Below are 20,855 nucleotides of genomic sequence, written 5' to 3' on the forward strand. Positions count from 1 at the left end.
GACAGGCTATATAAATTTTATTTTTGGAGGAGATTATGGAAAAAATTACAATTAGAGAGGTGAGCCTTGATGATGCGTCAAGGCTCCTTGAAATATACAATTATTATGTCGATGAAACTGCTATTACCTATGAGATAGAGGATCCTACTCTTGAGGATTTTAGTAACAGAATCAGCAATACTTTAAAGAAATATCCTTATCTTGTTGCTGAGTATGAAGGAAAAATCATAGGCTATGTATATGCCAGCACCTTTGTAGACAGAGCAGCCTACGATCACTGCGCAACTCTCAGTATTTATCTTGATAAGGATTATCACGGCCTTGGTGCAGGAAGAGCTCTCTATGAAGCAATTGAAGAGAGGCTTTTAAAGATGGGAGTTGTAAATCTTTATGCATGTATAGCTTACACAAAGGAAGAGGATGAGTATCTTACCAACAACAGCATGCGTTTTCACGAGCACATGGGTTATAAGCTCTGCGGAACCTTTAATGAATGTGGTAGGAAATTCGGCAGATGTTATGACATGATTTACATGGAGAAGCTAATTCGATAAAATGTAATAGGTATGAAAAAGGAACAGTTGAGAGAATTAGACGATAATCGAACATCTTATATTGTTATTCTGGGCTTTATGCTGGCCCTTTCGCTTATCTTATCTTATATCGAGTCTTTGATTCCTTTTCCCTTTGGAGTTCCCGGAATGAAGCTGGGACTTCCAAATATGGCCGTTGTAATCCTTATATACAGGTATGGTGCAAAAGAAGGCATTGTTATTAATGTTTTAAGGATTATTTTAAGCGGCTTTTTATTTGGGAATTTATTTGGAATTTTGTTCTCTATATCAGGCGCGCTAATAAGTTTTTTATTTATGGTAATCGCTAAGAAAACGGGACTTCTGGACATGAGAGGGGTAAGTGTTGTAGGCGGATTAACTCACAATATTGCGCAGCTCTTTGTAGCTGCATTTATTGTGAAAACCTCTGGAATAATGTTTTATCTGCCTGCGCTTCTTATTTCAGGTGCCATAACCGGTTTTTTAAACGGATTTATCGCTGAAAAGCTAGGTATATATTTGAATAAAACTTTTATCAGGAGTAAGAATAGATGATTGCATATTTAAACGGAATTGTGGATCAGATTGAAGATACCGTTGCAGTTATAGATGTTAACGGAATCGGATACAACGTTTTTATATCAGCTTATACTGCAGACAGACTTCCCGCAAAGGGCGAGGTTGTTAAGCTTTATACTTATCTTAGTGTCAGAGAAGATGCTATGAATTTATATGGCTTTTTATCAAAGGATGAGCTTGAATTCTTTAAGCTTCTTATCAGTGTAAGCGGCATAGGGCCTAAGGGCGGGCAGGCGATTTTATCGGTGATGACACCTGATGATCTTAGATTCGCAATTCTGTCAGGTGATTCAAAAGCTATAGCAAAAGCTCCAGGTGTTGGTAAAAAGACTGCAGAGAGACTGGTGTTGGAGCTTCATGACAAGATTTCCGCAGAGGATATTACTTCCGGAAAAGTATCGGGAGATGCGGATTCCATTCTTCCTTCAGCTGATAACGAGCCGCAAAGCGAGGCAATTGAAGCACTTGTTGCTCTTGGCTATTCCGGCACGGAAGCGGCAAAGGCCGTCAGAAAGGTATTATCTTCAGGAAACGTGGACAGTTCGGATACTGAAGGCATTCTGAAGCTTGCGCTTAAGGAATTATTCTGATTTATGACTTTGTGCCGTTATATTAAAATGAAATCATAACTCTTTATGGAGATTTTTATGGAAAAGAGAACTATTCGTACATCAGCAAAATCAAATACCACAAATGCTGAGTTTACAAATGAAGATATAAAGCTGGAGGGATCACTTCGTCCTAAGAAGCTTGCCGATTATATCGGTCAGCAGAAGATAAAGGATAATCTGAATATCTCAATAGAAGCAGCAAAGCAGAGATGTCAGAGTCTTGATCATATTCTTCTCTATGGTCCTCCCGGACTTGGAAAAACCACACTGGCTGAAATCATTGCCAATGAAATGGGAGTAAACTGCAAGGTTACAAGCGGACCTGCCATTGAAAAGCCCGGTGAAATAGCAGCTATTCTCAATAACCTGAAGGAAGGGGATGTCCTTTTTATTGATGAGATTCATCGCCTTAACAGACAGGTTGAAGAGGTTTTATATCCTGCAATGGAGGATTATAAGATTGATATTATGATTGGAAAAGGACCAACAGCAAGATCCATAAGACTTGATCTTCCTCATTTTACACTGGTTGGTGCTACCACAAGAGCCGGCATGCTTTCAGCACCTCTTCGTGACAGATTTGGAATGCTCTACAGAATGGAGTTTTATGAGATTGAAGAACTTATGAACATTATTCTCCAATCTGCAAAGGTTCTTGATGTTGAGACAGAAAAAGGCGGAGCAAGAGAGATGGCAAGACGAAGCCGCGGAACGCCGCGTATTGCCAACAGAATTCTTAAGAGAGTAAGGGATTATGCACAGGTAAGGTATGACGGCGTTATCACAGAAGATGTTGCAAAGACTGCGCTTGACCTTATGGATGTTGATAAACTGGGTCTTGACCACAACGACAGAACGCTTCTCATTACTCTTATTGAGAAATTTGGCGGTGGCCCTGCAGGTCTTGATACGCTTGCAGCTTCCATCGGTGAAGATCCCGGAACAATAGAAGATGTCTATGAGCCTTATCTTTTGAAAAATGGTCTTATTAACAGAACTCCAAGGGGCAGAGTAGTTACAGATCTGGCATATCAGCATTTGGGACTTGATTTTGAATAATTTAACCCACAATATATTTTTCTGCAATATATATTGTGGTATAATATCTGATAAATACAGTATATTGTAGGTTTTTTATTATATAATTCTTGGATTTTCTCTTGAAATAGGGGCTAAAAGAAGTATATAATTCATTCATAACACTTTTTCGGGGGAGGAAATTATGGCTTCTAAGACAGATACCGAGGTTATCATTGGGGGAAAGGTTTTTACCTTAAGTGGATATGAAAGTGAGGAATACTTACAGAAGGTTGCCTCATATATAAATAATAAGATTGCAGACTACAACAAGATGGAGGGCTTTAAGAGACAGCCCCTCGATACTCAGAATGTTCTGCTTCAGCTTAATATTGCTGATGACTACTTCAAGGCAAAGAAACAGATAGAGCTTTTGGAGGGTCAGCTCAGTGACAAGGAAAAGGAGCTTTACGACATTAAGCATGAGCTTATCGCGACTCAGATAAAGCTTGAAAATACTGAGAAAAACGTTAAGAATCTTCAGTCTGACATTACAGAGGATTCAAGAAAGATTATTCAGATGGAAACAGAGCTTAAGACTCTGAAAAAGTAATGTGAAGGCTGCCGGTAATGGCAGCCTTTTTCGGTGAAAAATATGAACAAAGTTGAACTACTTGCCCCTGCAGGTAATTATGAGACCATGCTGGGCGCTTTTGCTGCCGGAGCTGACGCCGTATATCTCGGAGGTCAGGGCTTTGGTGCAAGAGCATTTGCTGACAATTTCACAGAGGAAGAAGTTATATCTGCTATCAGATATGCCCATCTTCATGGAAAAAAGATCTATCTTACTACCAATATTTTACTTAAGCAAAATGAGATAGATTCTTTTAGGGACTTCTTTGCGCCTTACGCTTATGCGGGGCTTGATGGTGCTATCATCCAGGATCTTGGAGTTTTTAGAATTATCAGCGAAGAATTTCCATGGGTTGAAAGACATGCCAGCACCCAGATGACAATAACGGGTCCCGAAGGTGCAAGACTTTTGAAGGAGCTCGGTGCCACAAGAGTAGTGCCGGCAAGAGAGCTTACCCTTGATGAGATTCACGGTATTCATGAATATTGTAAAAAGCTAGACGGTAAGGGCATCGAAATCGAAGCCTTTATTCATGGCGCTATGTGCTACAGCTATTCAGGAGCCTGCCTTTTTTCAAGTATGGTAGGTGAAAGAAGCGGTAACAGAGGACGCTGTGCTCAGCCCTGCAGACTTCCCTATAAGCTTAACGGTCACGGAAAAGAGTGCTATCCCTTAAGCCTTAAGGATATGTGCATGGTTGATAGAATTCCTGAGCTGATAGAAGCCGGGATAAATTCCTTCAAAATCGAAGGAAGAATGAAAAAGCCAGAGTACGCGGCCGGTGTAACCTCCGTTTACAGAAGGTTTATTGATAAATACTACGAAGCAATCGCATCCGGAAAAGAAAAGGGAACAGTAAAGCTTCTTTCAAATGCAGGAGATAAGAAGATTTTATCCAGTCTTTATCTGCGGTCTGAAATAGGTGAGGGATATTATTTCAGGCACAACAGTAAGGATATGGTCACCCTTGAGAATCCTTCCTATAACGGATCTGACGAAGAGGTTCTTAAGGAGGTTGGTGAGAAATACTTATCCGTTAAAAAGCTGATTCCAATAGATTTAAAATGTGAATTACTTGCAGGTAAAGAGGCAACCCTGACACTTAGCGCCAATACGGAAAACGGCATAGTTTCTGCCACTGTTAAGGGTGATGTGGTTCAGGTTGCTCAGAACAGGCCCATGGCACCGGAAGACTGCAAAAAGCAGCTTTTAAAATTTGGAAATTCCGAATTTTCAGTTGCATCCTGTGATATTACTTTGGATGAAGCCGGAATTTTCATGCCTGTAAAAGCGCTTAATGAGCTTAGAAGAAATGCTGCTAATTCCCTTGAGGAAGAAATAATAAAAAGTCGTGGTTATGAAATTATTGAAAGATCTACTTGTGATAGACCAAAGAATAATGAATATAAACCTGATAAATTAAAAAGCTTTATAAATAAGCCTACTCTCTGCGTAAGTGTAATGACCAAAGCTCAACTTGAGGTTGTTTCTGCTGAGAGTATGAATAATGGAAATATAGACAGAGTAATAGTTGATAGCAGATTACTTGTTTTAGATGAGAAACTTCCGGATCTTGGAAGAGCTGAAGTATTTACGGCGCTACCATATGTTCTTAGATGTGAAAAGGGAATACCTGACAGATATGATCTAAAGCGTATTCTTGATTATGCCGAAAAATATGGCCTTGATGGCATTGTGGTTCGAAATCTTGAGGAGCTTTCATTTGCTTTAAATTACGGCTATAAGGGAAGAATTATTCCGGATTATGGTCTTTATCTCTGGAACGAAGAAGCCTTTAAGCTCTATAGTGAAATACTGAAGCATCACGGATTAACTGATTTTTCACTGCCGCTTGAACTGAGTTTTTTCGAGATGAATGATACGATGAAGGCTATTTACAGCCATGTGATTTCAACAGGAAAGCATGAGCAGATTTCTCTTCCTACAGCGATGCTTCAGGTTTACGGAAGAGTTCCCATGATGCACACTGCAAACTGCATAAGGAATACCTTTGGTGACTGCACGGGAAAAAGAGGCGGTGAAGTGTCCTATGAGACTATTTTCATAAATGACAGAACCGGTCGAACCATGCCCGTTACCTATGATTGCAGGTATTGTACCAATATCATTTGGAACAGCGTACCGGTATCGTTATTTAAAAAGGCAGATAAGCTTAACAGTTTTTCATCGAAATTCAGTACCTGCTTCAGAGTCGATCTGACGACTGAAAAGCCGGATCTGAGCAGGGATATAATTAAAGGCTATGGGGAGCTTTTAAAGTTCGGATCAGGAAAAGATAAGGATATGTACATAGAAAAGCTCCTAAGTATGGAATATACGACAGGGCATTTTGAGAGGAGCGCAGATTAAAGTTTGGGGATACTTGATTTTTATTTATCTGAGATAGCCAAGTATGTAATTGGGGGATGTATTATTTTCTATACATTTTTCAGTTTCCTGGTATTTGTTTATAAGGGAGAAAAGAGACGCGGGTGGATATACGGTTTTCAGACGGCGTTTCTTTTTCTTACACAATTTGCCTGTTTTATTCAGATTATTGCAAAGACAGGAAGTAAGAGATATCTGCTTCTGCTTGCCATTCAGACCCTTGTAATTCTAATGACAATTTCGCTTTATAAGATGATTTATCCGGAAGGAAACAGGCTGATAATCCATAATATGTGCTTCATGCTTATGGTTGGAATGCTTGTGATTACAAGAGTTTCCTATTGGAAGGGAATAAAGCAGTTTATGATAGCATCTTTTTCTATTGTTATTGCGCTGCTTATTCCTGAGATAATATTCAGGCTGGAAGTATTGGAGAGACTTGGCTATGTGTTTGCTTTGGCCGGTCTGATTTTACTGACGGTGCTATTGGTGTACGGAACAGTTACTAACGGTTCAAAGATCAATTTCAGAATTGCAGGTATATCCTTTATGCCAACTGAAGTTGTAAAGCTGTTTTTCGTATTTTTTACCGCCTCAGTGTTATCCATGAAAACTGATTTTAAGACTGTTGCATTATGCTCTGTTTTAGCAGCTGCTCATGTGATAATACTGGTTCTTTTGAAGGATCTTGGAAGTGCGCTTATTTACTTTGTTGTATATATGTGTATCCTGCTTGTGGCTACAGGAAATCCTTTGTATTTTATTTCCGGATTTGCCCTTGGAGGCCTTGCAAGTGTCGTTGCATACAAGCTCTTTCCGCACATTCAGGTCAGAGTGGCGGCATTTGTTAATCCTTGGGCTGACATAGAAACCGGAGGCTATCAGATAACCCAGTCCCTATTTGCAATTAGCGGCGGAGGTCTGTTTGGTCTTGGCCTTTACGGAGGCAATCCCACATCGATTCCTTTCGTTGAAGAGGATTTTATTTTTGCTGCAATTTCAGAGGAGCTTGGCATTATATTTTCCTGTTGCCTGCTGGCTATCTGCATTTCAACCTTTGTTATGGTGCTAAGGGAAGCATATAAGATTAAAAACGATTTCGGAAGGCTTTTATGCCTTGGCTTTGGAGTTACATATATTTTTCAGGTTTTCCTTACTGCAGGGGGAAATGCCAAGTTTATTCCCCTTACGGGAGTAACACTTCCTCTTGTAAGCTATGGAGGAACTTCCGTTTTGGTATCTATAGTTATGTTTGCTTTTATTGAGGGCGAGTGCCTGGTTAGAAGTGATGAAAGATATCAGGCTTATTTAGATAAAAAGAAAGAGGCAGCCTTGAAAAATAAGGCATTAAATAATGAAAAAAGAAAATCAGACTGAAAAAAAGAATAAAAATCTATATTCCATAGGTTTCATAGGTTCTGTTTTCATAGTGCTTTTTGCTTTAATGATCAGCTATATCTGTGTGTTTTCTATTTCTAACAAGCAGGAGATGATGGATAACAGCTACAACACCCATCAGGCACTTTTGAAAAAGCAAAATTCCAGAGGTTCAATATACTCTGCGGATAACCAGATTCTTGCCAGAACTATTAAAGATGATAATGGGGATGAGATAAGAGAATACCCTTACGAAAAAGTTTTCGCTCATATAATTGGCTTTTCGTCCCACGGCAGGAGCGGAATTGAAGATATGGCTAACTATTATCTTATAAACAGCAATATCTCCATAAACTCAAAAGCAAATGCCTATGGCAATGAAGAAAAGTTTCCGGGAGACAATCTTTATACAACTCTTAATACTAAACTGCAGGAAACTGCTTATGAAGCACTTTCAGCCCATAAAGGCGCTGTGATAGTTTCTGATGTAAGAACAGGTGAGATACTTGCGATGGTTTCCAAGCCGGATTTTGATCCCAACAATCTGGATAAGGAATGGGTAGAGATGACTACCGATGAAGATAATACCCAGCTTCTCAACAGAGCCACACAGGGAATTTATCCGCCGGGATCAACCTTCAAGATATTGACTGCACTTGAGTATTTCAGGGAAAACGGTGAAAACTATAAGAATTATCATTATAGCTGTAACGGTAAGTTCACTTTTGGAGACAGCACCATCAATTGTTTCCACGGTGAGAGTCATGGGAATGTCGATTTTACGTTGTCTTTTGCAAAGTCCTGTAACTCATCCTTCGCCAATATGGCTGTTACTTTGGATAGGGACTCATTTAACAATACCTTATCCGGACTTTTATTCGGAAGTGAGCTTCCGTGGGAGATGAACCATAAGAAATCTACGGCAATATGTAACGAAGGACTGAGCGATAATGATATTATGCAGCTTGGAATCGGACAGGGAAAAACCACTGTGACGCCTCTCCATATGCATCTCATTACTTCTGCAATAGCAAATGACGGAGAACTGGTTAACCCCAGAGTTATGGACAGGGTTGTCACAGCAGAAGGAAAAGTAATAAAAAGCTTTTACGAAAATGATAAGCAAAGGCTTATGACTGAGGAAGAAGCTACTTTTTTGCGAGACCTAATGCATGAAGTTGTAGAAAAGGGAACAGCTTCAAAATTAAAGGGACAATCCTATACGGCTGCAGGAAAAACCGGCTCTGCCGAATTTAAGGATTCAACCTCAGATTCTCATGCCTGGTTTACAGGATTTGCACCCTATGAGAATCCGGAAATTGCTGTTACCATAATAGTAGAAAATGCGGGCTCCGGTGGTGAATTTGCCGTGCCCATAGCTAAGAGAATTTTTGATAAGTACTTCTCATAAATGGAGAATATATGTCTATACGCGGATATTGCAGATTTTATAAAAATTTATATGTGGGTGAATCCATAAAAAACTCCGCAAAGGTGAAGTGGAAACTAAAGCATGGTGCCGGTCAGCTCCTTATTTATGTTATTACTTCCGCCTTAAATGAGAATGACCAGCTGGAGGTTACTCACTGTGCGTTTTTAAAACAAAAATACTACAAAAAGCATCCTGCATTTGTTTATGGAATTGCGGGAAGCAGAGAAGAAGCTTTTGATCTCATCGTAAAAATCAGTGAGGAAGCTGCCGCCTGTGGGATGGAGGGCGATTTAAAGGGGTATTTAAATACAGTTTTGGGGGAATAGGATGTCACTTTTTCTGACAATTTTAAAAATAATAGGGATAGTACTTCTTGTAATTCTTGCATTACTTCTGATTGTACTCCTTTTAGTATTGTTTGTTCCGATAAGATACTACGTAAATGCTGACATTGAAGAAACTAATCTTGAAACGGAAGTCGAAAAGCTAAAGGAACGAATACATGCAAAGGCAGGCTTCAGTTTCCTTTTACACCTTGTAAGAGGATATATCGAGTATCCGGAGGATATGGAATTTACCGTAAAAGTCTTGTTCTTTAAGGTTTTCCCAAAGAAAAACAAAGAAGATAGTACAGGCAAGAATAATTCGAAACAGGAGCTTCCATACGAGATGGAAGAGGGTTTTGAGGATAAAGAATCTGAAGGCTCTGATTCAGAGCAGGAAGCAGATAACGCCTCTGATGCATCAGAATCAGATGTTGATGAGTCTAAAGATGAAATTCAAAATGAAGTTCAGGAAGAAAGTCAAAATGTCGATATAAATGATGGTGTTAATTGTTCTGAAAATGAGGACTCAAAATCAGAAAACGAAATAGATGAGGATGATTTTGAAGATGAAGAGGATGATGAGAAGAGCGGTTTTATTGATGTCCTCAGGAAAATAAAAGATATTGTGGTTGCAATTATAAAAGCACCACAAAATGTATACCAAAAAATTAAATGTACAATATCTAGCATTTATGCTAAGATAGACATGATTAAAAAAACGCTTGAAAATGACATTTTTAAGAGAGCTTTTAAGGTTTCTAAAAAGCAGATTTTACGTGTCTTAAAAATGGTCATTCCGAAGAAATGCAGTATTAATCTGCATATAGGCATGAGCGATCCGACAGTAACGGCAGACATACTTGCCGCATACGGAGTATTATATCCGATACTTGCGGGAAAAGTCTTTGTTACACCGGATTTTGAAAAGCCTGTATTATCAGGAACAGTCAGGATAAAGGGTAAGATCCGACTTGTTACTATAGTCTGGGCTGCAGCGGTATTTTATTTTAATAAAGATATCAGAAAGACTTTAAGACGCTTTAAAAAGATATTCAATTCATAACTTAGGGGAGAGTTTTTTATATGGGAGAGCATAATTTTAACGGTGTAATCGATTCACTTATGCATGGTATGAACACTATGCTTGGCTCTAAAACGGTAGTTGGAGAAGCTACAAAGGTTGGCGATACGATCATTCTTCCGCTTGTTGATGTGTCCTTTGGTGTTGGCGCAGGTGCAAGCGATGGTGATAAAAAGAACTCAGGCGCGGGCGGATTTGCGGCAAAAATGTCACCCAGCGCAATTCTTGTAATCAAAAACGGTCAGACAAAGCTTGTAAACATCAAGAACCAGGATGCTGTTACTAAGGTATTGGATCTTGTTCCTGATATAGCCGATCGTTTCTTAAACAAAGGTGGCGATATGATGAGCGACGAGGAGGCTGAAAGTATCGCTTTTCCTGAGGATGAAACCTGAGTTTCATAGTTAGTATAGGGGGTTCCGTATGGAAAAGTTCATTAGTGAAGAACGTATTGATGTTGCGTCGGAGGAAGAGCTTCTTGAGATGAAGCTCTGGATTTACAAAGAGAGTCAGCGTCTCGAGCAGGAGCAGGCAATGGTCGATAAGAAGATTGCCGAGATCGAAAAAGAGGTTGGTAACTTCAGAATCGGTATCCAGCGAGAGAGAAGCAAGCTTGAGCACGATAAGCAGAAGCTTAAAGATGAGCAGGCTCTGTTTGATCAGCAAATTGAGATCCTCAAGGATGGCTTTGAGAAACTGAATGCTGATAAGAAGCTTATTGAGCGTGAATGGAAAAAGCTTGAGCAGGAGAAAGGGTATATCCGTGACGATGAATATCATCGTGCAGAGATTTTCTTTGTGGGCGTGAATTCACTACTTGCTTTAAAGAAGCGCTATCGTGATCTTATGAAGATCTATCATCCGGATAATTTGATGGGTGATCATGAGATGTGTGACCTGATTAATCAGGAATACAATGTACTTTTAAGACAGTTCGATGCTTATATGAAAGCGTAAGTTTATTGTAAATTGTAAATATTTAAATTTTCGCTTGCACTTTCTTATAATATCTGTTAATATAGATAATGTTGCGGACAAAAGTTTAATTTTTCAATTGTTCGCTGTAGCATTTGATTTAAAATATGGCTTATAAGGAGGTGTCAAAATGGCTAAATGTGAAGTTTGCGGCAAGGGCGTTCATTTCGGTAACAACGTAAGCCATTCCCATAGAAAAACAAATAGAGTTTGGAATGCAAACGTACATAAGGTTGCTGTTAAGGTTGAAGGCGGCTCAAAGAGAATGAATGTATGTACAAGCTGTCTCAGATCTAAAAAAGTTGAGCGTGCATAATCCGTTCTGGTAAGAAAGATTTTAAGGATTCACTTGCGGGTGAATCCTTTTTTTTCTTTGAATTTTTCATAATGTAAATTCGTGTTCCATTTTGGGACTCCTTACTGTATAATGTCCTTATATATGCGATTATGGAGGTGTAGGATGAAGTCTACTTCAATAAATACCCATCTGGGGAATATTGCTATCGACAATGAAGTTATTGCTCAGTATGCCGGCGCAGTTGCTAATGAATGCTTTGGTATCGTTGGCATGGCTAATGTCAATGTAGCAGACGGACTTGTGAGTCTTTTGAAAAAAGACAATATCAAAAGGGGAATTGGCGTTTCTATTGGACAGGGTCGCAAGCTGACTCTGGATTTTCATGTAATCGTTGCATACGGCGTAAGTATTTCAGCCGTAACTGACAATCTTATTGATAATGTTAAATACAAGGTTGAGGAGTTCACCGGCCTTGAAATAGAAAAGATAAATATCTTTGTCGAGGGCGTTCGCGTCATCGATTGATCAAGGAGGGCTTAACTTTGAGTAACACAATTAATGCGTCACAGGTTAAGAAAATGTTTCTTGCCGGCGCAAGCAATTTGAATGCAAAAAAAGAGTGGATTAATGAATTAAATGTATTTCCTGTTCCTGACGGAGATACAGGTACCAATATGACAATGACCATCATGTCTGCAGCAAAGGACGTTCAGGCGCTGCCGGATGATGTAGATATGGCTACACTTTGTAAGAATATTTATTCCGGAGCCATGAGAGGTGCAAGAGGTAACTCGGGCGTTATTCTTTCTCAGCTCCTTAGAGGCTTTACCAAGGGATGCAGAGATTATTCAGAGCTTGATGCTACAATAATCGCAGCTTCTTTTGAAAAGGCTGTAGAGACTGCTTATAAGGCAGTTATGAAGCCCAAGGAAGGAACAATCCTTACAGTAGCAAAGGGAGCCAGTGAGAAGGCTTCTGAGCTTGCTAAGGAAGGTGCTACAGACCTTGGACCTTTCTTTGAAGAGATCATTAAATATGCAGATGAAGTTCTTGCCAAGACTCCTGAAATGCTTCCTGTTCTTAAACAGGCCGGCGTTGTAGATTCAGGCGGACAGGGACTTGTTCAGGTTCTCAAGGGTGCTGCTGATTTTTACATGGGCAGAGATGTCGATTATAAGGTCGATGAGGCTGCTGCAACACCCGTATCAAAGAAGCAGGTTGCTGCTGAGCTTGAGACCGATATCAAATTCGGTTATTGTACAGAATTCATCGTTCTTTTGAGCAAACCTTTGAATATTAAGCAGGAGATGGACTTTAAGGCATTTCTTGAGTCAATCGGCGATAGTATCGTAATGGTTGCTGATGACGAGATTTGTAAGGTTCACGTACATTCAAATGATCCCGGTCTTGCTATTCAGAGAGCTCTTATGTATGGTCAGCTTTCAAACATGAAGATTGACAACATGAGAATGGAGCACCGTGAAAAGCTTTTCCATGAGAATGAGAGCGGTGAATATGCTGAGATCGAAACAGAGATTAATGGCGCAGCTGAAGCAACACCTACTTATAATGCAGGTGATAACATTCCTCTTAAGGATGGTACAGTAAGCAGCGTATCAAGCGAACAGGAGCCTGAAGTTCCAACAGAGCATAAAGAGATGGGCTTCGTTGCTGTTTGTGCAGGTGATGGACTTGCTGAGATTTTCAGAGGCCTTGGCGTTGATTATGTAATAGAGGGCGGACAGACCATGAACCCCAGCACAGCTGATATTTATGATGCAGCTTGTAAGGTTAATGCTGACACTGTTTTCGTTCTTCCTAACAACAAAAACATTATACTTGCAGCAAACCAGGCTAAAGTGATGATGGAAGACAACGAATCAGATAAGAAGATAGTTGTAATCCCCACAAAGACAGTTCCTCAGGGAATCACAGCAGCAATAAACTTCATTCCTGATATTCCGGCTGAGGATAATGAAGCAGCCATGAATGAAGCAATCAGCGCTGTAAAGACCGGTGAAGTTACCTATGCGGTAAGAGATACCATGATAGATGACGTAACCATCAAGCAGGGCGATTATATGGGAATCGGTGATAGTGGCATTCTTGGTGTTGGCAGTAGCATTGATGATGTAACTGCTATGATGATTGAAAAGATTGCTGATGATTCAACTGAGCTTATCAGCCTTTACTATGGCTCAGATATCAGTGAAGACGAAGCAAATGTACTTAGCGATCGTATTTCTGAGAAATTCTCTAAGTGTGATGTAGAGGTTCAGTACGGCGGACAGCCGATTTACTACTATATTGTGAGTGCGGAGTAATATAACTTGAAGATGAAAAATCCATCTTTAATTGAACATGTATCATCATTAAAGGGCGTTGGCGATAAAAGCAGCGCCCTTTTTGAAAAGTGCGGAATTAGGACTGTAGAGGATATTCTTAATTATTTCCCAAGGGATTATGACATCTGCGGTCCTGTTATTAATGTTGCTGATTTAACGGAAGGTGAGGTTGCGGCTGTAAGAGTCTGCACTTCCGGTAAGGCTGCAGTAAGGCGCGTAAGAAATCTCAGCATTCTGGCATTTAAGGCTCAGGATGCAACAGGTGAGATGAATATTACTTATTTCAATATGCCTTACATGGTAAATAACATAAAGTCCAAAACCTTTTATGTTTTCAGAGGTCTGGTACAGAAAAAGGGCAGTCACTTCGTTATGGAGCAGCCCAAAATGTATAAATATGAGGATTATATTGAGGTCATGGGCACGATGCAGCCCAAGTATCCTCTTGTAAAGGGTTTATCTAATCAGCTAATGATAAAAACAGTGACACAGGCAATTTCTGCCACGCCATATCTCGAGGATGCTCTTTCACGAAGCATGAAAAGCGAGCTTAACCTCATGGATTATTCAGAGGCTGTAAGGAAAATTCATTTTCCTGCAAATATGGATGAATTCACAGTAGCCAGAAGACGAATTGCTTTTAATGAAATTCTCCAATTTATATTGAAAATCAGATTCCTTAAGCGTGAGTCTGAGGAATCTATCAATGATTATGTTTACAACGAATCCGATGAAATCGAAAAACTCCTTAAACAGCTTCCCTACGAGCTTACAGGAAAGCAGATGTCAATCTGGAATGACATAAAATCCGACCTGATGGGACGCCATGTTATGAACCGCCTTATACAGGGCGACGTAGGTTCCGGCAAGACAATCATTGCATTTATGGCACTTCTTTTCACAGCTGCAAACGGATATCAGGGCGCAATAATGGCTCCCACAGAGGTTCTTGCAAGACAGCATTATGAGTCTTTTGTAAAAATGTCTGAGGAGTATGGACTTTGTTTAAAGCCGGTATTGCTTGTAGGTTCACTTACAGCAAAGGAAAAAAGAGAGGCCTATGCACTGATAGAAAGCGGAGAATGCAACTGTATAGTTGGAACAAACGCTTTGATACAGGAAAAAGTAAGCTATAACAAGCTTTCTCTTGTAATAACCGATGAGCAGCACAGATTTGGAGTAAAGCAAAGAGAGAAGCTCTCTGAAAAAGGATATAATACTCATATTCTTGCAATGAGTGCAACACCGATTCCGAGAACACTCGCTATTATTCTTTATGGTGATCTGAGCGTATCAATTTTGGATGAAATGCCGGGTGGCAGAATTCCAATAAAGAACTGCGTCGTTGGAAGGGAGTACAGGCCAACGGCATATAAATTCATTCACGATCAGGTTATGCAGAAAAGGCAGTGCTATGTAATTTGTCCCATGATTGAGGAGGGTGAAAACAGCTCTCTGGAAAATGTCACTGAATACAGTGAAAAGCTGAAATCAGTTTTGCCTGATATAAGAATCGGACTTCTTCACGGAAAGATGAAGCCTGCGGAAAAGGATGCAGTAATGGAGAAGTTCTCTATGGGTGAAATAGATGTTCTTGTTTCCACAACTGTTATCGAAGTAGGTATAAACGTACCTAACGCTACAGTCATGATGATCGAGAATTCAGAGAGATTCGGCCTTGCACAGCTCCACCAGCTTAGGGGCCGCGTTGGACGTGGAAAGCATCAAAGCTACTGTATTTTTATTAATACCTCGGGAAAAGAAGAAGCAAAGAACAGGCTTGAGATAATGAATCACTCAAATGATGGATTCTTAATAGCAGAAGAGGATTTAAAGCAGAGAGGTCCCGGGGATCTTTTCGGAATAAGACAGAGCGGCGAAATGTCCTTCCATGTAGCGGATATTTATCAGGATGCTGCTCTTATAAAGGAAGCTGCTGCATATGTTGACAGAATATTGAAAGAAGACCCGGATCTTGTTCTTGACGAAAATGCTCCATTAAAGCGGTGGGCAATATCGAATTCATTTGACTTTACAGCTTTATAAAAGTAAAATTTAGTAGAGTATGTAATGTTAAAATACAAGATATAGTGTTATTGAAGTGACAAATGGTTACTTGGAGGAAATATGTCAAAAGTTGCGATCATAACAGATACAAATAGCGGCATTATGCCTGCAGATGGAGAAGCTCTCGGCATTATTGTAATTCCTACACCATTTATGATAGACGGTGTTGAATATTTAGAGGGTGTTAACCTAACACAGGAATGGTTTTTCCAAAAGCTAGCTGACGGAGCAGATGTATCAACCAGTCAGCCAAGCCCCGGTAATCTTCTTGAGCTTTGGGATAAGACTCTTAAAGAATATGATGAAATTGTTTATATTCCTTTAAGTTCAGGCCTTTCAAGCTCTTGTCAGACAGCTACCATGCTTGCTTCAGATGATTATGAGGGTAAAGTTTTTGTAGTTAACAATCAGCGAATCTCAGTTACCATGAGACAGTCAGTGCTTGATGCTATAATGCTCCGTGATGCGGGCATGAGTGGAAAAGAGATTAAGGATAAGCTGGAAGAGGTGAAGTTTGAATCAAGTATCTATATTATGCTTGATACGCTTTATTATCTTAAAAAGGGTGGAAGAATAACGCCTGCGGCAGCTGCTCTTGGTACTTTATTAAAGCTTAAGCCGGTACTTCAGATTCAGGGTGAAAAGCTTGATGCTTTTGCCAAGGCAAGAACTGTTAACCAGGGCAAAAACATAATGATAAATGCGATGATGTCTGATATCGAGAATCGCTTTGGCGGTCTTGATGCAAAGGACATACATCTTTCAGGTGCTTATACATACGATCTTGATAAGGCTAAGGAATTTAAGAGCGAGGTTGAAGCGGCTTTCCCCGGATATGATATGCATCTGGATCCGCTTTCACTGGTTGTATCCTGTCATATCGGTCCCGGAGCTCTTGCAATAGCATGCTCCAGAAAAATACATATTTAATCAGATAAGTTCTGATTTTGAGGAAAAAAGTTTTAAGGTTGGGTAATTTTTATGGCAATAAATAATAACTATGATGCGTCAAGCATTACAGTTTTAGAGGGTCTTGAAGCAGTAAGAATGAGACCCGGCATGTATATCGGAAGTGTTTCCACAAGAGGTCTTAATCACCTTGTCTATGAAATTGTAGATAATGCGGTTGACGAACATCTTGCAGGACATTGCAGTCAGATTACTGTAACACTTCATGAGGACGGAAGTGCCAGCGTTGAAGATAACGGTCGTGGTATTCCCGTTGGTATGCATGCCAAGGGAGTAACAGCAGAGCGAGTAGTTCTGACTATGCTCCATGCAGGCGGTAAGTTTGATAATGCTGCCTATAAGACCAGTGGTGGTCTTCACGGTGTAGGTTCATCCGTTGTTAACGCACTTTCCACATGGCTGAAAGTTCAGATTAAAACTGACGGCTATATCTATGAGGATGCTTATGAAAGAGGCGTTCCCACTGTTGAGCTAAAAAACGGACTTCTTGAACCCGTTGGTAAGACCAGAGAACATGGAACAACCATTTCATTTTTACCCGATCCCGAAATTTTTGAAAAAACAAGATTCCGTGAGGAGGATATCAAATCACGTCTCCACGAGACTGCATATCTTAATCCGGATCTTACAATCATATATATCGACGACAGACCGGGCACAGAGGAATATATCGAGTTCCACGAACCTGAGGGCATTACCGGTTTTATTCGCGATATGAATAAATCAAAAGAAGCTGTCACTGACGTTATTTTCTTTAGCGGCGAGATGGACGGCGTCTCTGTTGACGTAGCATTCCAGTATGTCAACGAATTCCATGAGAATGTTCTTGGATTTTGTAATAACATCTATAACGCCGAGGGTGGAACACACCTCACCGGCTTTAAAACCATGTTTACCAATGTTATCAACCAATATGCACGTGGTATTGGTACTCTAAAGGAAAAGGACAATAACTTTACAGGAGCAGACGTTCGTAACGGTATGACTGCTGTTGTAAGTATAAAACACCCGGATCCCAGATTCGAAGGTCAGACTAAGACCAAGCTTGATAACCAGGATGCGGCCAAGGTTGTATCGCAGATTACAGGTGATGAGGTTTCAAGATATTTTGATAGAAATCTGGAAGTCCTTAAATCAATCATCGGCTGTGCGGAGAAAGCTGCAAAGATCCGCAAGACAGAAGAAAAGGCAAAGACCAATCTTCTTACCAAGCAGAAATACTCCTTTGATTCCAACGGAAAGCTTGCGAACTGCATAAGTAAGGATGCTTCAAAGTGTGAGATTTTCATCGTAGAGGGAGATTCTGCGGGCGGTAGTGCCAAGATGGCAAGAAACCGTGAATTCCAGGCTATTCTACCCATCAGAGGTAAAATTCTTAACGTTGAGAAAGCCAGCATAGATAAGATTCTTGCCAACGCTGAGATCAAGACCATGATCAATGCCTTTGGCTGTGGTTTTTCAGAAGGTTACGGTAATGATTTTGATATAAGTAAGCTTCGTTATGACAAGATTGTAATTATGTCCGATGCGGACGTTGACGGTGCACATATCGCAACTCTGCTTTTGACATTGTTCTATAGATTTATGCCTGAGCTTATTTTCGAGGGACATGTTTATATTGCTATGCCGCCTCTCTACAAGGCTATGCCTTCAAGGGGTAAGGAAGAGTATCTCTATGATGATGCTGCCCTTGAGAAATATCGTAAGACTCACAAAGGCCCCTTCACCTTACAGAGATATAAGGGTCTTGGTGAGATGGATCCTCAGCAGCTGTGGGAGACCACACTTGATCCCGAGAACAGAATGATGCGTCTCGTGGAGATTGAGGATGCCAAGATGGCCTCACATATGACAGAACTTCTTATGGGCAACGAAGTTCCGCCGAGAAGAGAATTCATACATCAGCACGCGACAGATGCTGATATTGATGCCTGATAGATATAGTTTTAAGGGGACAAAATGGAAGAGAAACTTATTCGCTCTGAGTATTCGGAGATAATGCAAAAATCATATATTGATTATGCCATGAGCGTTATTGTATCAAGAGCACTTCCTGATATAAGGGACGGACTTAAGCCTGTACAGAGAAGAGCACTTTATGATATGTATGAGCTGGGTATAAGATATGACAGACCTTATCGTAAGAGTGCACGTATCGTCGGCGATACAATGGGTAAATATCACCCCCACGGCGACAGCTCAATTTACGATTCACTGGTTGTAATGACCCAGGATTTCAAGAAATCAGTACCGCTTGTTGATGGCCATGGTAACTTCGGTAATATCGAAGGCGATGGCGCAGCTGCAATGCGTTATACAGAGGCGAGACTTGCCAGAATCACACAGGAGAATTTCCTTGCAGACCTTGATAAGGATGTAGTGGACTTTGTACCAAACTTTGATGAGACTGAAAGAGAGCCCACAGTTTTACCTGTAAAAATACCTAATTTCCTTATAAACGGATCCGAAGGTATCGCGGTAGGTATGGCTACAAGTACGCCGCCTCATAATATTGGCGAAGTCATTGATGCTGAGATTGCATATATGCAGAATCCGGAAATGACCACCAAGCAGCTGATGAAATACATTAAGGGACCTGATTTCCCCACCGGTGGTATTGTCATTAATAAGGATGATCTCAGAGTAATCTATGAGACAGGCCAGGGTAAGATTCGTATAAGAGGAGCTGTTTCTGTAGAAAAGGGAAAAGCAGGACATATCAATCTCGTTATTACTGAGATTCCTTACACTATGATCGGCGCAGGTATCGGAAAATTCCTTTCTGATGTTGCTGAGCTTGCTGAAAAGAAGATCACCAACGATATCGTCGACATTTCAAACCAGTCCTCAAAGGAAGGTATCAGAATTGTTATCGAGCTTAAGAAGGATACCGATGTAGAGAACTTTACAAATCTCCTTTACAAAAAGACAAAGCTTGAGGATACCTTTGGCGTGAATATGCTTGCTATCTGCGATGGAAGACCGGAGACCATGTCTCTTACCTCTATCATGAAATCTGTTGTGGATTTTCAGTTTGAGACAGCAAGACGCAAGTATACAACTTTACTTAAAAAAGAACAGGAAAAGAAAGAGATACAGGAAGGTCTTATTAAGGCCTGCAATGTAATTGATATAGTAATTGAGATTCTTCGAGGTTCAAAAGACAGGGCAATGGCTAAGGATTGCCTTGTAAACGGTAATACGAACGGAATCAGATTTAAGAGTGAAGCATCAAAAGCCATGGCAGCTCAGCTTCTTTTCACAGAGAGACAGGCTGAAGCCATCATGGAGATGAGACTCTATAAGCTCATCGGTCTTGAACTCGACGCTCTTGTTAAGGAGCATGAGGATACAATAGCCAAGATTTATCGCTATGAGGATATTCTTGAGGACCATGAGTCTATGTCTCTGGTTATCCAGAACGAGCTTACTGAGATAAGAAAACAGTATGCCGTTAAGAGAAAGACAGTAATCGACAATGTGGAAGATGCTGTTTATGAGGAAAAGCCCATTGAGGAAATTGATGTTGCATTCCTTATGGACAGATTCGGATATGCAAAGACTATTGATGTCACAACCTATGACAAGAACCTTGAGACAATAAAGAATGACTTTAAGTATTCATTTGTTATGAAAAACACCGGCAAAATCTGTGTTTTCACTGCAAATGGTAATCTTCACACAATAAAAGCCATGGATCTTCCTCAGGGAAAGATGAGAGATAAGGGTGTTCCTATTGATAATGTCAGCGATTTTGACACTACAAAGGATCAGATTATAAATGTTGCCAGCCAGTCTGAACTTAATCTGTACAGAATTATGTTTGTGACAAAGCAGGCTAATATGAAGGTTGTAGATGGCGGTGAATTCGATGTTACTAGAAGATCTGTTGCCGCAACCAAGCTGAATGATGGTGATGAAGTAGTAAGTGTTCATTCAATACATGATGTAAGTACTGTGGTTCTTCAGACCGAGAACGGCTTCTTCTTAAGATTTAAGACAGAGGATGTTCCTGAGAAAAAGAAGGGCGCAGTAGGTGTTCGCGGTATGAGACTTACCGGTAAGGACACTATAAGAGATGTTTATTATCTTGGTGAAACAGAGGAAAAAGCCATTGAACATAACGGCAAGAAGCTTAATCTTGATCACCTTAAGATAGCAAATAGAGATACTAAGGGTACAAAGATTAGAATTTAAGAGGT

19 protein-coding genes are annotated in these 20,855 nt (G+C 40.3%); all 19 read left to right on the plus strand.

Annotated elements, in window-relative coordinates; genetic code table 11:
* Positions 1-35: 35 nt before the first annotated feature.
* Positions 36-554: a GNAT family N-acetyltransferase gene (locus G608_RS0101985; protein ID WP_026494604.1), complete on the plus strand. Its 519-nt coding sequence runs from the start codon at positions 36-38 to the stop codon at positions 552-554.
* Between the two features lie 12 nt (positions 555-566).
* Positions 567-1,109, plus strand: coding sequence for a Gx transporter family protein (locus tag G608_RS0101990; protein ID WP_081677253.1), 543 nt, complete (start codon positions 567-569; stop codon positions 1,107-1,109).
* Positions 1,106-1,723, plus strand: a complete 618-nt coding sequence (ruvA, locus tag G608_RS0101995) for a Holliday junction branch migration protein RuvA (RefSeq protein ID WP_026494606.1) — start codon at positions 1,106-1,108, stop codon at positions 1,721-1,723. Before G608_RS0101990 ends, ruvA begins: the two co-directional genes overlap by 4 nt.
* A 57-nt stretch (positions 1,724-1,780) precedes the next feature.
* The gene (gene ruvB / locus G608_RS0102000) at positions 1,781-2,803 is read left to right on the plus strand and encodes a Holliday junction branch migration DNA helicase RuvB (RefSeq protein ID WP_026494607.1); all 1,023 of its coding nucleotides are present in this window, start codon (positions 1,781-1,783) and stop codon (positions 2,801-2,803) included.
* A 163-nt stretch (positions 2,804-2,966) separates the two neighbouring features.
* Positions 2,967-3,374, plus strand: coding sequence for a cell division protein ZapA (locus G608_RS0102005; RefSeq protein WP_196810114.1), 408 nt, complete (start codon positions 2,967-2,969; stop codon positions 3,372-3,374).
* Between the two features lie 42 nt (positions 3,375-3,416).
* Positions 3,417-5,765: a peptidase U32 family protein gene (locus tag G608_RS0102010; RefSeq protein ID WP_026494609.1), complete on the plus strand. Its 2,349-nt coding sequence runs from the start codon at positions 3,417-3,419 to the stop codon at positions 5,763-5,765.
* A gap of 3 nt (positions 5,766-5,768) precedes the next feature.
* Positions 5,769-7,160 carry an FtsW/RodA/SpoVE family cell cycle protein gene (locus tag G608_RS0102015; protein WP_026494610.1) on the plus strand — a complete coding sequence of 464 codons (1,392 nt, stop codon included), beginning with the start codon at positions 5,769-5,771 and terminating at the stop codon, positions 7,158-7,160.
* On the plus strand, positions 7,138-8,571 hold the full coding sequence (locus G608_RS0102020; RefSeq protein WP_026494611.1) for a peptidoglycan D,D-transpeptidase FtsI family protein: 1,434 nt from the start codon (positions 7,138-7,140) through the stop codon (positions 8,569-8,571). Before G608_RS0102015 ends, G608_RS0102020 begins: the two co-directional genes overlap by 23 nt.
* Before the next feature lie 11 nt (positions 8,572-8,582).
* A complete protein-coding gene (locus G608_RS0102025; RefSeq protein ID WP_026494612.1) occupies positions 8,583-8,918 on the plus strand; it encodes a hypothetical protein in 336 nt (111 codons plus the stop codon).
* Between the two features lies 1 nt (position 8,919).
* The gene (locus G608_RS0102030) at positions 8,920-9,981 is read left to right on the plus strand and encodes a hypothetical protein (protein WP_026494613.1); all 1,062 of its coding nucleotides are present in this window, start codon (positions 8,920-8,922) and stop codon (positions 9,979-9,981) included.
* 20 nt (positions 9,982-10,001) lie between these two features.
* Complete coding sequence (locus G608_RS0102035) at positions 10,002-10,394, plus strand: GerW family sporulation protein (protein ID WP_026494614.1); 393 nt, start codon at positions 10,002-10,004, stop codon at positions 10,392-10,394.
* 28 nt (positions 10,395-10,422) lie between these two features.
* Entirely contained in the window at positions 10,423-10,956 is a 534-nt protein-coding gene (locus G608_RS0102040; RefSeq protein ID WP_026494615.1) for a J domain-containing protein, read from the plus strand.
* Positions 10,957-11,104: 148 nt separating this feature from the next.
* Positions 11,105-11,290: a 50S ribosomal protein L28 gene (gene rpmB, locus G608_RS0102045; RefSeq protein WP_026494616.1), complete on the plus strand. Its 186-nt coding sequence runs from the start codon at positions 11,105-11,107 to the stop codon at positions 11,288-11,290.
* A gap of 144 nt (positions 11,291-11,434) precedes the next feature.
* Positions 11,435-11,797 carry an Asp23/Gls24 family envelope stress response protein gene (locus G608_RS0102050; protein ID WP_026494617.1) on the plus strand — a complete coding sequence of 121 codons (363 nt, stop codon included), beginning with the start codon at positions 11,435-11,437 and terminating at the stop codon, positions 11,795-11,797.
* A gap of 53 nt (positions 11,798-11,850) precedes the next feature.
* On the plus strand, positions 11,851-13,596 hold the full coding sequence (locus G608_RS0102055) for a DAK2 domain-containing protein (protein ID WP_051208777.1): 1,746 nt from the start codon (positions 11,851-11,853) through the stop codon (positions 13,594-13,596).
* A 12-nt stretch (positions 13,597-13,608) separates the two neighbouring features.
* Positions 13,609-15,663, plus strand: a complete 2,055-nt coding sequence (recG, locus tag G608_RS19550) for an ATP-dependent DNA helicase RecG (RefSeq protein ID WP_051208779.1) — start codon at positions 13,609-13,611, stop codon at positions 15,661-15,663.
* A gap of 81 nt (positions 15,664-15,744) precedes the next feature.
* Positions 15,745-16,614 carry a DegV family protein gene (locus G608_RS0102065; RefSeq protein WP_026494619.1) on the plus strand — a complete coding sequence of 290 codons (870 nt, stop codon included), beginning with the start codon at positions 15,745-15,747 and terminating at the stop codon, positions 16,612-16,614.
* Between the two features lie 51 nt (positions 16,615-16,665).
* Entirely contained in the window at positions 16,666-18,588 is a 1,923-nt protein-coding gene (locus G608_RS0102070) for a DNA gyrase/topoisomerase IV subunit B (protein WP_026494620.1), read from the plus strand.
* Between the two features lie 24 nt (positions 18,589-18,612).
* A complete protein-coding gene (locus G608_RS0102075; RefSeq protein ID WP_026494621.1) occupies positions 18,613-20,850 on the plus strand; it encodes a DNA gyrase/topoisomerase IV subunit A in 2,238 nt (745 codons plus the stop codon).
* Positions 20,851-20,855 lie beyond the last annotated feature (5 nt).

It is taken from the genome of Butyrivibrio sp. WCD3002 (assembly GCF_000424265.1).
GTDB lineage: Bacteria > Bacillota > Clostridia > Lachnospirales > Lachnospiraceae > Butyrivibrio.

Excerpts from the sequence above, each read along its gene's own strand:
- recG (WP_051208779.1), top strand. The coding sequence starts at position 13,609 with ATGAAAAATCCATCTTTAATTGAACATGTATCATCATTAAAGGGCGTT.
- G608_RS0102035 (WP_026494614.1), top strand. The coding sequence starts at position 10,002 with ATGGGAGAGCATAATTTTAACGGTGTAATCGATTCACTTATGCATGGT.
- G608_RS0101990 (WP_081677253.1), top strand. The coding sequence starts at position 567 with ATGAAAAAGGAACAGTTGAGAGAATTAGACGATAATCGAACATCTTAT.
- G608_RS0101985 (WP_026494604.1), top strand. The coding sequence starts at position 36 with ATGGAAAAAATTACAATTAGAGAGGTGAGCCTTGATGATGCGTCAAGG.
- G608_RS0102020 (WP_026494611.1), top strand. The coding sequence starts at position 7,138 with ATGAAAAAAGAAAATCAGACTGAAAAAAAGAATAAAAATCTATATTCC.
- G608_RS0102050 (WP_026494617.1), top strand. The coding sequence starts at position 11,435 with ATGAAGTCTACTTCAATAAATACCCATCTGGGGAATATTGCTATCGAC.
- rpmB (WP_026494616.1), top strand. The coding sequence starts at position 11,105 with ATGGCTAAATGTGAAGTTTGCGGCAAGGGCGTTCATTTCGGTAACAAC.
- G608_RS0102025 (WP_026494612.1), top strand. The coding sequence starts at position 8,583 with ATGTCTATACGCGGATATTGCAGATTTTATAAAAATTTATATGTGGGT.
- G608_RS0102005 (WP_196810114.1), top strand. The coding sequence starts at position 2,967 with ATGGCTTCTAAGACAGATACCGAGGTTATCATTGGGGGAAAGGTTTTT.
- G608_RS0102070 (WP_026494620.1), top strand. The coding sequence starts at position 16,666 with ATGGCAATAAATAATAACTATGATGCGTCAAGCATTACAGTTTTAGAG.
- ruvB (WP_026494607.1), top strand. The coding sequence starts at position 1,781 with ATGGAAAAGAGAACTATTCGTACATCAGCAAAATCAAATACCACAAAT.
- G608_RS0102075 (WP_026494621.1), top strand. The coding sequence starts at position 18,613 with ATGGAAGAGAAACTTATTCGCTCTGAGTATTCGGAGATAATGCAAAAA.
- G608_RS0102065 (WP_026494619.1), top strand. The coding sequence starts at position 15,745 with ATGTCAAAAGTTGCGATCATAACAGATACAAATAGCGGCATTATGCCT.
- ruvA (WP_026494606.1), top strand. The coding sequence starts at position 1,106 with ATGATTGCATATTTAAACGGAATTGTGGATCAGATTGAAGATACCGTT.
- G608_RS0102010 (WP_026494609.1), top strand. The coding sequence starts at position 3,417 with ATGAACAAAGTTGAACTACTTGCCCCTGCAGGTAATTATGAGACCATG.
- G608_RS0102055 (WP_051208777.1), top strand. The coding sequence starts at position 11,851 with ATGTTTCTTGCCGGCGCAAGCAATTTGAATGCAAAAAAAGAGTGGATT.
- G608_RS0102040 (WP_026494615.1), top strand. The coding sequence starts at position 10,423 with ATGGAAAAGTTCATTAGTGAAGAACGTATTGATGTTGCGTCGGAGGAA.
- G608_RS0102030 (WP_026494613.1), top strand. The coding sequence starts at position 8,920 with ATGTCACTTTTTCTGACAATTTTAAAAATAATAGGGATAGTACTTCTT.